This window comes from uncultured Empedobacter sp. (assembly GCF_937930195.1).
In the GTDB taxonomy this organism is placed as follows: Bacteria; Bacteroidota; Bacteroidia; order Flavobacteriales; family Weeksellaceae; genus Empedobacter; species Empedobacter stercoris.
The window spans coordinates 32199-46815 of sequence record NZ_CALGVK010000077.1 but is presented as its reverse complement, the minus strand read 5'-3'; the positions used below and the strand labels follow the sequence as shown (position 1 = coordinate 46815).

The window sequence follows — 14617 nt, the reverse complement described above, 5'->3', positions numbered from 1 at the left end:
TTAAGCATTAGACGTAAAGCATAAAACAAACAAAAAATATAAAAACAAACACTATGAAAAACTTTAAGTTTATACTTGGTTTAGGGATCGCAATGATGAACATGGTTTATGGACAAGAATTGAAATCGCCAAATGGAAATTTTGTGATGGATTTCTCATTGTCAAAAGATGGAAAACCGACTTATCAATTAAAATATAAAGGAAAAGATGTAATCAATCCAAGTCATTTAGGATTTGAATTTAAAACGAAGCACAAAGAAATGGATTTCGCTGTCCAAGACCGAGTGGAAGACGATAAAGCAAAAGATATTGCGAACTTTTTATCAGGTTTTAAAATCATTGCTACCAAAACATTAACTTTCGACGAAACATGGCAACCAGTTTGGGGAGAAGTCGATAAAATCAGAAATAATTTTAACGAATTAGCGGTGACGGTTTCTCAGTCAAATACAGATCGTCAAATGATTATTCGTTTTCGCTTATTCAACGAAGGTTTAGGTTTCCGATACGAGTTTCCAGAACAAAAGAATTTGAAATATTTTGTCATCAAAGAAGAGCGTTCTCAATTCGCAATGGCAGGAGATCATACCGCTTTCTGGATTCCTGGAGATTACGATACACAAGAATACGATTATACAGAATCTAAATTAACAGAAATTAGAGGTTTATTTGATAAAGCATACATCGGAAATGCATCTCAACAAGCGTTCTCAAAAACAGGTGTACAAACAGCTCTGATGATGAAAGCAACAAATGGGCTTTACATCAACTTACACGAAGCGGCGTTGATTAATTATCCTGCAATGAGTTTAAATTTAGATGATAAAACATTAACATTTGAATCGTGGTTAACACCAGATGCTTTAGGTGATAAAGGGTATTTACAAGCACCTTTCAATACGCCTTGGCGTACAATTATTGCAAGTGACGATGCAAGAGAAGTAGCATTTAAAGGGCCACAATTAATTTATAATTTAAATGAACCTTCTAAAATCAAAGATACTTCTTGGATCAAACCAGTAAAATATATCGGTGTTTGGTGGGAAATGATTACAGGAAAAAGTTCTTGGGCTTATACAGATGAATTTCCAACTATACAATTAGGTGTAACAGATTATAAAAATGCGAAACCAAATGGAAAACATGCTGCGAATAACAAACATGTAAAAGAATATATTGATTTTGCTGCAGAGCACGGTTTTGATGCTGTTTTAGTAGAAGGTTGGAACGAAGGTTGGGAAGATTGGTTTGGAAATCATAAAGATTACGTATTCGATTTTTTAACACCTTATCCAGATTTTGATGTAAAAATGTTAAATGCTTATGCAAAATCAAAAGGTGTAAAAATTATGATGCACCACGAAACATCAGGGGCAATTCGAAACTACGAAAGACATTTGGACAAAGCCTATCAATTTATGAATAAGAATGGTTATACATCTGTAAAAAGTGGATATGTAGGAGATATCGTTCCTCGTGGAGATTATCATTACAGTCAAAATACCATCAATCATTATCAATATGCGATAGAAAAAGCGGCTGATTATAAAATTATGGTGAATGCACACGAGGCGGTTCGTCCTACTGGACTTGCACGTACATGGCCAAACTTAATCGGTAATGAATCTGCGCGTGGAACAGAATATCAAGCATTCGGAGGATCTAAACCAAATCACGTCACAATTTTACCATTTACACGTCTTTTAGGTGGACCAATGGATTATACACCAGGTATTTTCGAAATGGATGTGAAGAAATTAAATCCAAACAACCATTCGCATGTAAATTCTACAATCGCAAATCAACTGGCTTTGTACGTGACAATGTATTCGCCTTTGCAAATGGCAGCTGATATTATCGAGCATTACAAACAATTTTCTGATGCATTTCAATTCATTAAAGATGTGCCTGTAGATTGGCAAGATTCTAACTATTTGGAAGCTGAACCAGGAAAATATTTAACAATTGCACGTAAAGATAAAAACTCAAACAACTGGTTTATTGGAAATGTGAATGGCGAAACGCCTCGATCAACGAAACTCAAATTAGATTTCTTAGAGAAAGGGAAAAAATACGAAGCAACAATTTATGCTGATGCAAAAGATGCGCATTACAAAACAAATCCTCAAGCCTATAAAATCGAAACAAAAAAGGTTGACGTAAAATCAGTTTTAGATTTAACATCTCAAGCTGGTGGAGGTTTTGCAATTAGTATTAAAGAGATTAAATAAATTTTAGACTTAAAAAGTTTTAAATTCTAATTTCACGTCATTTCGAGTGAATTTTCGAAATGATAATGGAGAAAATTTATATCGAGAAGTAAGATGTGAAAATTCGCCTAATTTCTCGATACGATTCTTATCAGAATCACTTGAAATGACGAATAGAAAGTAATCTTAAACTTGTTTCAAGATTATATAAAGAATGATGAGATGTTGAAATATGTTTAACATGACAAAACGGAAATTGTCATTCTGAGCTTGTTTAAGACTCATCTATAATGTTTAAAATCAGAATCAATGATTAAAAAAATAGTAAAACTTAGTTTATTTGCAGGTTTGTTTTTTACATCTTGTACAACCTCAAAAGTTGCAACTAATAAAGAAGTTAAATCATCACAAGAAAATGAATCAAGCCAAAAACAACCATTTGTTTGGAATGCAGCAAATGTTTATTTTTTATTGACAGATCGTTTCGAAAATGGAGATAAAACAAATGATGTAAACTACGGAAGGACAACCGAAACAGCAAAATTAAGAGGTTTCGAAGGCGGAGATTTTCGTGGAGTAATTAATAAAATTGAAGCTAATTATTTTACTGATTTAGGTGTAAACGCCATCTGGATGACGCCAATCGTGGAGCAAATTCATGGTTTTGTAGACGAAGGTCAAGGGAAAACGTATGGATTTCATGGTTATTGGACAAAAGATTGGACTTCAATTGATAAAAATTGGGGAACTGAAAAAGAGTTACAAGAATTAGTTGATAAAGCACATTCGAAAGGAATTCGTATTATGTTGGATGCGGTGATTAATCACACTGGTCCAGCGACAACTTCGGATGGTGTTTTTCCTTCGGATTGGGTTCGTGTTTCTCCTCAATGCACGTACGATTCCTATAAATCGACGATAGAATGTACGTTGGTGAAAAACTTACCAGATATTTTAACGGAATCCGAAAATGATGTTTTACTACCACCACAATTGTTAGCAAAATGGTCGAAAGAAGGTCGATTGGAGAAAGAAGTAGCAGAATTGAATGCTTTTTTTACAACATATAATTTACCAAAAGCACCGAAATATTATATCATGAAATGGCTTTCTGATTACATTAGAAAGTACGGAATTGATGGCTATCGTGTCGATACAGTAAAACATACAGAAGAAGATGTATGGAAGAAATTCAATGAGATTTGTCAAGATGCTTTTGAAGAATATAAAGCTGCAAATCCAACCAAAATATTAGATCAAAACAAGTTTTTCTTGTTAGGAGAAGTTTATAATTATTCGATTAATGATGCACAACAATTTCATTTTCCTGATCAAACAGTTAACTATTTCGAGAATGGATTTGATGCATTAATCAATTTCGATTTGCGCTCAACTCAAAAAGAATCCAATCAAACTGTTTTTGATCGATACAATGATATTCTTCAAAACAAAATGGAAGGGAAATCTGTAATGAGTTACATTACTTCCCATGACGATGGTTCGCCTTTCGATAAAAATCGTCAAAATCCTTGGGATGCAGGTACTCGATTGTTGTTGACACCTGGTATTTCGCAGATTTATTATGGTGACGAAACAGCTCGTCCATTAGAAGTTGTGGGCGTTGAAGGAGATGCTAATCTTCGTTCGAATATGAATTGGGAAAGTATCAAACCAAATTCAGAAACGGAATCATTATTGAAACATTACCAGAAATTAGGACAATTTAGACGAAATCATCCCGCAGTTGGGGCAGGAAATCAAACTGATTTACAAAATTCGCCGTATATTTTTACACGAAAATACAAGACAGATGATGTCGTTATTGGACTGGAAATGCCTATTGGTAAAAAGTCAATTAATGTGAGTTCGGTTTGGAAAGATGGAACTAAAGTTCGCGATGCAGATTCAGGTGTTTCAGGCAAAGTTGTAAACGGAAATTTTGAAATGAATACCACTTTTGATATAGTATTATTAGAGAAAGTGAATTACTTTTTTACAAGAAATAGAAGATAAAAATGATAAAAAAAATAGCTGGTTTAATGTTGATAACGACTTTGTTTATGATAAGTTGCGAAAGCAAAAAAGAAACAAAGTCAGAGGATGTAAAATCTGAAATGAAAGAACAAGCCTTTGTTCCTTTTACAGCTGAGATGGCAGAAACGTCCGTTATTTATGAAGTGAATGTTCGTCAGTTTTCGCCAGAAGGAACTTTTGAAGCGGTAACAAAAGAAATTTCTAACATCAAAAAATTGGGAGTCAAAATCCTTTGGATTATGCCGATTCATCCGATTGGAGAAGAGAATAGAAAAGAAGGTTTAGGTTCATATTATTCGATCAAAGATTATAGAGGAATTAATCCAGAATTTGGGAATGCCGAAGATTTCAAGAAATTGGTTGATGAAGCGCACAAAAATGGCATGTATGTTATTTTAGATTGGGTCGCGAATCACACAGCTTGGGATCATCCTTGGGTAAAACAACACCCCGATTGGTACGAACAAGATAAGAATGGAAAAATGCATTCTCCTTATGATTGGACAGATGTTGTAGCATTAAATTTCGAAAACAAAGAAATGCGCAAACAGATGATTGCTGATATGAAATATTGGTTAGATGATTTCAAAATCGATGGTTTCCGTTGCGATATGGCACATGAAGTGCCAACTGATTTTTGGGAAGAAGCGAAACCGCAATTGGCAAATGGTCGTGAGATATTTATGTTAGGTGAAACAGAAAGTCCAGATCTTTTAGTAAACGCTTTTGACGCGGCTTATGGATGGGAAATTCATCATATTATGAATGATATCGCCAAAGGTAAAAAGAATGTTTCTGCGATTGATGCATACATGGATTCGATTCCAAAAAAATGGCAAGCAGATGATTATAAATTATTATTCACATCAAACCACGACGAAAATTCTTGGGCAGGAACAGAGTATGAAAGAATGGGTGATGCAGTTGAAACTTTTGCCGCTTTAACGTACACATTGCCTGGAATCCCAATGATTTATAATGGACAAGAAGAAGATTTCAGTCGTCGACTAAAATTCTTTGTAAAAGATTCGATTGATCGTAATCCGAATGCAAAAATGAGAGGTGTTTACGAAAAGTTAGGAGAATTAAAAGTAACAAATGAAGCCTTTAATGGAGCGAAAAAAGCAGCTTCTTACGAACGACTTAAAACTTCGGATGATAAATCTATTTTAGCTTTCAAACGAAAGAAAAATACAACAGAAGCTTATTTTGTGGCAAATTTAACAAAGTCGGAAAAAGAAGTTACAGTTCCAATTAGCGGAATTTATAAAAACTTTATGAACAATGAAGATGTACCATTTGATGCGACAACTAAACTGAAATTAAAACCGTGGGAATATCTTATTCTCGTTCAGAAAAAATAAACTCTTAAATGCTGGTTAAATTTTAATCAGCATTTTTTTATGGTATAATGCTTGTTGATAAACGTTTAAAATCAAAATTATGAAAAAAATAGTTTTATCATTACTCGCTATTTTTAGTTTAGTTTTAACTGCATGCGAATCAAAAAAATCTACTGAAAATGATATTATTTCGAGTAAATCGGAAGCGCCTGAGCAACCTATCGTTATGGAAAGCGATATAGTGAATGGATCAGATTCATCGAATTCATCGAACTCTTATGTCGTTTTACAAGATGATGGTCAACAAAAAACGGTAAATATTGATTCAAATGAAATGGTCGTTTCAGCGAATAATTTACCTGTAAATGTGCAGAATTTTATTGCACAAAATTTCGGAAATCTCAAATTGTTGAATGCTATAAAAGAAGTTGAACGCAACATCACAACATATAATATTCAATTAAAAGATGGAACAAAATTAGAATTTTCAGATAATGGACAATGGATAGAAGTGAAGAATGGGTTAGGAAAAGCAATTCCAACCAATTTTTTTCCTGAAAAAATAAAAAGTTATCTTGAAAAAAATAATCTAAAAAGTCCTATTAAAAAGATTGAACGAGATAAAAAAGATGGTTCTTACGAAGTAGAATTTTTACAATCAAAACAAACATTGAAATTCAATTCGCACGGAAATTTCATCAAAATTGATTAATCCTATAAAACCTTGTCTACGGATGAGGTTTTTTTATTTTAAGTAATTTAAAATCACGCTATTTTTCTTACCAATATTTCGTAATTATCAATATATTTATAAGAGAAAAAATCAACCAAAATGGATAAAAAATATTTGAGATCGTTAATCTTTAGACATCTTGATGGTTTGGTAACTGCACCGATATTGAATGTTTTAGCGAGCAAAGGTGTGTTGCATTATATTGTCGAACATAAAACGATGTTATTGGATCAGCTAACAAAAGAATTTCAAGCAAACGAAGGATATTTAAATGTTGCTTTGCGTGTGTTGGCTTCTCAAAATATGTTAGAGTATACGGTAAATAATGAACAAAAAATTGTCGAAATTCAAACCAATAAATATTCAGACAGAGCATTTACAAATTTTGATATTTACCATGATTTAGGTGTTTTTTTAGCTGAAGATGAAGTGATTCATCAACATGATTTTTCGGAAGAATTTTGTAAAAAATGGATCAAGTTATTTGATAAGTACAAAACATATTTACTGACAAGTGATAACGAAGAGTTTCTTGAAAAACCATTGCATTATCAAATTACAAAACATATCGAAGGAGCTTTGGTTGGACCTATCATTGTTCGAATGGGAATGAGCGGTTTGTTTCATAAATATTTTATGGAAGCTTCTTTCAATCCAGATGAATTTCATAAAAATCCACAAACATTTGAAAAAATATTGGAGCGACTTGCCGAATTAGGTTGGTTTTCAAAACACGAGAAGAATTATAAATTTACTGAAACAGGCTTGTTTTTTGCACGTAGAGCAACATCTTACGGTGTTACTGTATCGTATTTGCCAATGTTTGCAAAATTGAACGATTTACTATTTGGTTCGCCAACGAAATTGAGAGAGATTACAGAAGGCGAAGATGAGCAACATGTTAATCGCGAAATGAATGTTTGGGGTAGTGGAGGTGCACATTCTACTTATTTTAAAGTGATAGATGAGTTTATTGCCGAGATTTTTAATCGTCCTATCGAAGAACAACCAAAAGGTATTTTGGATATGGGATGTGGAAATGGTGCATTATTACAGCATTTGTATGATGTGATAGAGCGACAAACATTGCGAGGAAAACATTTGGATGAATACCCCTTATTTTTAGTTGGTGCAGATTACAATCAAGCAGCATTGAAAGTAACGCGCGCTAATTTAATTAAAAATGATATTTGGGCAAAAGTGATTTGGGGCGATATCGGTGATCCAGATCGATTGGCGACTGATTTAAAAGAGGATTATTCTATTGAGTTGAGTGATTTGTTGAACATTAGAACATTTTTAGATCATAATAGAATTTGGGAAGATGTAAAAGAAGTTAAAATAGATAGAATCAGTACGTCCACTGGTGCATTTGCTTTTAGAGGTAAACGTTTGTCGAATAACGATGTGGAACAGAATTTATTGAATCATCTCAAAAAATGGGCGCCTTATGTTGATAAGTTTGGATTATTGTTAATCGAGTTGCATACAATCGCTCCAGATTTAACAGCAAGAAATTTAGGAAATACACCTGCAACAGCTTATGATGCAACGCATGGTTTTTCGGATCAATATATTGTCGAGGTTGATGTTTTTCATCGCATTTGTCAAGAAACTGGATTAATGCCTGATAAAACATTGTTTAAAAAATACCCAAATAACGAATTGGCAACTGTTAGTATCAATTTACTTAAACGATAGTTTTGAATGAATAGCATAAAAAAGCTCAGCATTTGCTGAGCTTTTCTGGTTAGCTTTGTGTCAATGAATTAGTTCAGGGTTATTTTTGCTTGACTAATTTTAAATCCATTTTCGTAAACATTGAAAGTATAAACTCCTTTTTGGAATTCTTCATTTTCCCAATCAAATGTAATATTTTTTACTTGCCCATTTGTGTAATTGAAACTAATTGCATCAGAGAAATCAACTGTATCCCCAGATCTTAACTCAATTTGTCCACCTTGTGCATTTCCGTATCTACCTAACGTTCCATCAGGATTATAGATGGCAACATATAATTTTTTGTCTCCAGATTCTGTTCTCGAATTGCGATCTACATCAAAAGAAACACGAATTTTATCAATACGTTTTGCACGTGTTTTTTCAACTTCTTTTCCACTACTTCTTACTCGGATACCTTTAATTTGTTGATTTGAAACAGATAAAGTCGAACTTAATTCATTAATTTTTCCTTTCGAAATAGCGTTATCTTTTTGGCGAACGTTTTTCTCTGTTTGGTAGTTATACGTTAATTCTTTGTTGTTTTCTCTTAAATTATTATTATCTGTTGTTAATGCAGAATTTTTATTGTTTAAATCTTCAACATTACGTACAAGAATTGCATTTTCTTTTTGTAAACGAGCAACTTCTGACTTATAATTTTTTACACTACCTTCTAAATCGTTAATCATCTTACGTGCACGATTCATTTCTTCTGCTGTAGGATTGTCTTTTTCTAAGATTTCTTGAATATCTTGATTCTTTAATTGAATCATATTTTCTTTATCGCCTAACAAATTGTTACGATCCTCTATACGCGCTTTGTATTGCGTGTAATCGTTTAAGATAGAATCATATTGTCTACGAATTTGATCTTTTTGATTGGTTTCATTTTTAAGGATTTGAGAGTTTAAAGAGTCATTTTTTTCAAGGTTTCCTATTTGATTTGCTTGATAAATATTATATCCAACACTACCAGCTAATAAGATTCCCGCTAAAGCTAAAGGAATTACTAAACCATTTTTTCCTTTGTTTGTGGGTTGATTGTTATCTTCTAATCCTTGCATACGAATTATTATTAAAGGTTAATTGTTTTTTTATTGTTTGTAGTGATAAGAAATTATAATGCCAAAAATTGTAAATGTTATGAAATGAAGCATTTTTTAACAATTTTTTTCTCTTTTTAGACCGGAAATGAATAATTGCACAGATTTTTATTCTAAACAAATCATAAAAAAAGCTTCAGATTCATCTGAAGCTTTTTTTGAAATGAGTATGATTAAAGTTATTTTTTATCAAAAGTTCCTGTGTAAACAGAAGTCAATTTGTCTAATGAAATGTATTTTTTGAAAACTTCATTTACTTGACTTACATTCAGAGCATCAACTTTTTTCTCTAAATTATCGAAATCATCAAAACTAATTCCGTTCAATAAATAACCATTCGATAAACTTAATAAAGTACCATCCATTCCCAAAGATGTGTTACGTCCATTTTTCCAACTTACGATATTTGTTTTTAATTCTTCAGCTGTGAAACCATCTTTCAATGCTTTTGCAACTTCCTCTTTCAATGCTATTTCAACAGCTTCACGTTTAGTAGGATTCAAAAATGCGTAATATCCCCAAGAAGCAACATCGTTTTTAGGATCGTTTGGAATAGAAACATACGAACCTGCACCGTAGCTGATACCTTCTTTTTCTCTCAATCGCATAGGAATACGAGCAGATAAAAATCCACCGCTACCAATCATTTCGTTTGCCATAACCATTGCTGCATAATCTGCACTTTCACGATTCATTTTGAAGTTAATTGATCCAACTGCAGCTGCATTTTCTTTGTCAGCAATGTTGTATAATTTGTCTTCTTTTTTAGTTGCTGTAAACATTGGATATGCTTTTTCGTATTTCGATTTACTATTCCATTTGCCAAATGTATCACTCAGTATTTTTTCAACTTTAGCTTTATCATTAGTTCCAACGACAGAAACAACTCCGTTTTGCGCACCTAAAATGTTTTTATAAAAATCAACTAAATCAGTTTGTTTTATAGTTTTAATTTCTTCTTTTAATTCACTAAAAGAAGCAGTATAAAAAATAGATGATTTTGGATAATTAGAAGTTAAACGATTAATCTCATTGAAAGCTAAAGCTTGTGGATCGTTAGTGTTAGCGTCTAAATAAGTGGTGTATTCATTTACAGTTTTTGTTAATTCGGCTTGAGGGAAAGTTGGTTCTGTAATAATTTGACGAACGATATCCATTGTTTTGTCTAATGAATTTTTGTACGTATTAATTGTTACGGATAACGTTTGTCCACTAAATCTAAATCCGACAGAAGATTTCAACTCATCTAATTGATCTTTGATTTGTTCTTTTGTTAAATTCTTCGTTCCAGACATTAACAATTCAGCCGTTAATTGACCAATAATTCCTTTATTCGCTAAATCTTTTTCATTCGAAACAGGTAAATTGAATGATAAAATAACTTTTTCACCTTTGATTTCTTTATCGATGATTCCGTATTTTAATCCATTGTTCAATTTCCCTTCTGCATAATGCGCTTTAAGATTTTTGATCGAAGCTTCGAAAGGTTTTGCTTCCTTCTCTGCAGCACGACCTTTATAATTTGAAACTAATTCTGTAATTTGTTTATTCGTTAATTCATTCGGTTTTACACGAATTTCATCTTTTGTAGGAATAAATGTTCCAACCGTTCTATTGTTCGCTCTAAAATATTTTTCAGCAACACGTTTGATATCTTCTTTTGTTACGTTTTCGATATTATCGCGGTACAAGAATCCTAAGCGATAATCACCAGCACCAACAATTTCGGTTAAAGCAATTGCAAAATTAATGGTGTTATTTTTTCTATTTTCGATGTTCTTGATAATATTCGCTTTTGCACGTTGTACATCTTGATCAGTATAATTAATTGTGGCAACTTTATCTAATTCTGCACGAATATCATTTTTCGTTTGTTCAATATTTTTCTCTTTCGGAATTTCTGTTCCAATATAAAAGAAACTCGCATCACGAACTTCTGGACTAAATGCCCAAATAGAAGCAATTTTGTGTGTGTCTACTAAAGCTTTATATAAATACCCAGATGGATCTGAAGTCAGAATATTGTTCAACACATCAATCGCTGCATAATCTTTGTCGCTGTAAGCTGCAACGTGATACATCACGCCAACAGATTGAGAATCACCTGCGCGTTTTACTTCTACAAATTTTTCACCGTCTTGTGCTGGTTCAACGGTTAAGACTTCGTCTAAAACACGAGTTGGTTTTGGAATTGGAGCAAAATATTGATTGACATAATCCATTGTTTTTTTCTCGTCAAACTTTCCTGCAATAATTAATGTAGCATTATCAGGTTGATAGTATTTTTCGTAGAATTTCCGTAATTGAGGTGTTTTAACACGTTCGATATCTTCTTTGGAACCAATCGTCGACTTTCCGTAATTGTGCCATAAATATCCAGCAGAAATCACACGTTCCATCAGTACACTTGAAGGATTATTTTCTCCAATTTCAAATTCATTGCGAACAACCGAAAACTCTTTATCTAAATCTTCTTGTTTGATGGTTGCATTAATCATTCGATCAGCTTCCATTTCGATACTCCAACGTAAATTTTCATCACTTGAAGGAAAGATTTCATAATAATTTGTACGATCATACCATGTTGTTCCATTTGCTATTCCACCTTTATCAGATAACATTTTTTTGATATCACCAAGGTTTTTTGTCGATTTAAACAACATATGTTCTAACAAATGCGCCATTCCTTTTTCTCCGTAACCTTCATGTTTAGAACCTACATTGTAAACAATGTTTACGACAACATTACTTTGAGATTGATCAGGAAGTAATAAAACTTGCAAACCATTAGATAGTTTGTACTCTTTTATTCCTTCTACTTGAGTAACAAAAGTTGCTCCTCCAGCTTTAGTTTGAGCCATTACATACGATGAATTTGCAAAAGCAAAAACCAAACATAAACTCAATAAAGTTTTTTTCATGTATTTATTTTTAGTGTTATTAATAGGATGATATAAAATTATAATCTATTCGTTAGACGTAAATTGTATGGTGTAAGTTACAAATCTTTTGTTAAATTTGTGATGCAACAAACAAAAGAAATGGAAACAAAAGAGGTAAATAAAATTACTTTCGAAGAGTTTAAAAGTCAAATCATTAGTGATTATAGAACGGCTTTTATGTCTCGTGAAGTAAGTCTTTTAGGAAGAAGAGAAGTACTTACAGGGAAAGCAAAATTTGGAATTTTTGGTGATGGAAAAGAGTTACCACAAATTGCAATGGCAAAGGTATTCAAAGATGGAGATTTCCGTTCGGGGTATTACCGCGATCAGACATTTATGTTCGCTATTGGTCAACTAACAGTTGAACAATTTTTCGCACAATTATACGCTTTAACTGATTTAGAAAAAGAACCTTCATCTGGAGGTCGTCAAATGACTTCTCACTTCGGAACAAGATCTTTAAACGAAGATGGTTCTTGGAAAAAACTAACAGCGCAAAAAAATTCGAGTGCAGATATTTCTCCTACAGCGGGACAAATGCCACGTTTATTAGGATTAGCACAAGCATCAAAATATTTTAGAAATGTACCACAAGCCGATGAAGAGCAACAATTTTCTGTAAGTGGAAATGAAATTGCATTCGGTACAATTGGTGATGCAAGTACATCTGAAGGACATTTTTGGGAAACGATAAATGCGGGTGGAGTTCTTCAAGTGCCAATGGTGGTTTCTATTTGGGACGATGGCTATGGAATTTCCGTTCCAGCTAAATTTCAACGTACAAAATCGAATCTTTCTGAACTATTATCAGGTTTTGGAAGAACAGAAAACGAAAGAGGTTACGAAATTATTACTGTAAAAGCTTGGGATTATCCAGCGTTGATCGAAGCATATACTCGTGCAGAAAGATTTGCGCGTGAGCATCATATTCCTTGTATTGTACACGTGCAAGAATGTACACAGCCGCAAGGTCACTCTACGTCTGGTTCACACGAACGTTACAAATCAGAAGAGCGTTTAGCTTGGGAAAAAGAATACGATGGAATAGCAAAATTCCGCGAATATATTTTAGCATTTGCAGATCATTCGGATGCAATTATTACAGCAGAAGAGTTGGATAAATTAGAAGCAGAAGTAAAAGCAGAAGTAAAAAAATCTCAAAAACAATGTTGGGATGATTATTTGAATCCAATTTTAGAGTTGAAAAATCAAGCATTAGATTTATTAATGAAAGTTGGTTCAGAAAGTGTAAATTCAGCATTTATCAATATTGAAATTAATAATTTAAAATCGAAGAAAAGCCCATTTAAACGTGATGTTTATGGTGCAGTTCGTAAAATAATTCGTTTAACTCGTTCTGAAAATTTAGCTTCAAAGGCTGAATTAATTTCTTGGTTAGAAGTTAAATTGGCAAAAGAGGAAGAAATTTATTCGACAAAATTAGTTTCAGGAACAGCTACAAATGTACCTCAAGTTAAACCTGAGTTTGGAGAAAATCCAGTATTAGAAGATGGTCGTGTAATAGTTCGTGATAACTTTGATAAACTTTTCGAAAAGTATCCAAAAGCATTAGTTTTCGGAGAAGATGCTGGAAATATTGGTGATGTAAACCAAGGTTTAGAAGGTCTTCAAGCGAAATATGGAATCGATCGTATTTCAGATACAGGAATTCGTGAAGCAACAATTCTTGGTCAAGGAATTGGATTAGCAATGCGTGGTTTACGCCCAATTGCAGAAATTCAATACTTAGATTATATTCTTTATTGTTTACAAGGAATTTCAGATGATTTAGCAACTGTACTTTATCGTACAAATGGTGGTCAGAAAGCGCCAGTTATTATCAGAACGCGTGGACACCGATTAGAAGGTGTTTGGCATTCTGGTTCTCCGATGGGAGGAATATTGAATTTGGTTCGTGGTGTGAATGTTTTAGTTCCTCGCGATCTAACTAAAGCGGCAGGTTTTTACAATACATTAATGCAAGCAGATGAACCAGCAATTGTGGTTGAAAGTCTGAACGGTTACCGTCTGAAAGAACCTGCACCAACAAATATTGGAGAATTTACAACGCCAATTGGTGAAGTTGAAATCACAAAAGAAGGACAAGATGTAACGTTGTTAACTTATGGTTCTACTTGGAGAATTGTAATGGAGGCAGCAAAAGAATTAGAACAATTAGGAATTTCGGTTGAGGTAATTGATGCACAATCATTATTACCATTCGATATTAATGCAGATGTTGCAAAAAGTTTATCAAAAACCAATCGTTTAGTAATTGTTGACGAAGATGTTCCTGGTGGAGCAAGTGCATTTTTGTTACAAGAAATTGTCGAAAAACAAGGTGGATATTTTACATTAGATAGCGCGCCATTGACGATTACAGCGAAAGCTCACCGTCCTGCTTATGCGACAGATGGAGATTATTTTTCAAAACCTTCTGTAGATGATATTACTGAAAAGGTTTATGAATTGATGCGCGAAGCAAAACCAAATGAGTTTCCTGCTTTGTACTAAAAAATAAATTTTAAAG

Annotated in this window: 8 protein-coding genes; 6 read left to right on the top strand and 2 right to left on the bottom strand. The window is 33.1% G+C overall.

Going from position 1 to position 14617, the window contains the following annotated elements; translation table 11 throughout:
* The first annotated feature begins 53 nt into the window (after positions 1 to 53).
* The 5 genes from Q0616_RS04740 (at position 54) to Q0616_RS04720 (ending at position 8021) form a co-directional block, all read left to right on the top strand.
* Positions 54 to 2231 carry a glycoside hydrolase family 97 protein gene (locus Q0616_RS04740; protein WP_260541220.1) on the top strand — a complete coding sequence of 726 codons (2178 nt, stop codon included), beginning with the start codon at positions 54 to 56 and terminating at the stop codon, positions 2229 to 2231.
* A gap of 288 nt (positions 2232 to 2519) precedes the next feature.
* The gene (locus Q0616_RS04735) at positions 2520 to 4223 is read left to right on the top strand and encodes an alpha-amylase family glycosyl hydrolase (RefSeq protein WP_298775478.1); all 1704 of its coding nucleotides are present in this window, start codon (positions 2520 to 2522) and stop codon (positions 4221 to 4223) included.
* Between the two features lie 2 nt (positions 4224 to 4225).
* Positions 4226 to 5608, top strand: coding sequence for an alpha-amylase family glycosyl hydrolase (locus Q0616_RS04730; RefSeq protein ID WP_298775476.1), 1383 nt, complete (start codon positions 4226 to 4228; stop codon positions 5606 to 5608).
* Between the two features lie 79 nt (positions 5609 to 5687).
* Entirely contained in the window at positions 5688 to 6299 is a 612-nt protein-coding gene (locus Q0616_RS04725; protein WP_260541214.1) for a PepSY-like domain-containing protein, read from the top strand.
* Positions 6300 to 6419: 120 nt separating this feature from the next.
* The gene (locus Q0616_RS04720) at positions 6420 to 8021 is read left to right on the top strand and encodes a class I SAM-dependent methyltransferase (RefSeq protein ID WP_188319582.1); all 1602 of its coding nucleotides are present in this window, start codon (positions 6420 to 6422) and stop codon (positions 8019 to 8021) included.
* 68 nt (positions 8022 to 8089) lie between these two features.
* Here the strand turns inward: Q0616_RS04720 and Q0616_RS04715 are convergent, their stop codons facing one another.
* Complete coding sequence (locus tag Q0616_RS04715; protein ID WP_171622835.1) at positions 8090 to 9106, bottom strand: hypothetical protein; 1017 nt, start codon at positions 9104 to 9106, stop codon at positions 8090 to 8092.
* A gap of 218 nt (positions 9107 to 9324) precedes the next feature.
* Positions 9325 to 12066, bottom strand: a complete 2742-nt coding sequence (locus tag Q0616_RS04710) for a pitrilysin family protein (protein WP_298775472.1) — start codon at positions 12064 to 12066, stop codon at positions 9325 to 9327.
* Positions 12067 to 12186: 120 nt separating this feature from the next.
* Here Q0616_RS04710 and Q0616_RS04705 point away from each other — a divergent pair, with 120 nt between their 5' ends.
* Entirely contained in the window at positions 12187 to 14601 is a 2415-nt protein-coding gene (locus tag Q0616_RS04705) for a thiamine pyrophosphate-dependent enzyme (RefSeq protein WP_298775470.1), read from the top strand.
* The last annotated feature ends 16 nt before the right edge of the window (positions 14602 to 14617 follow it).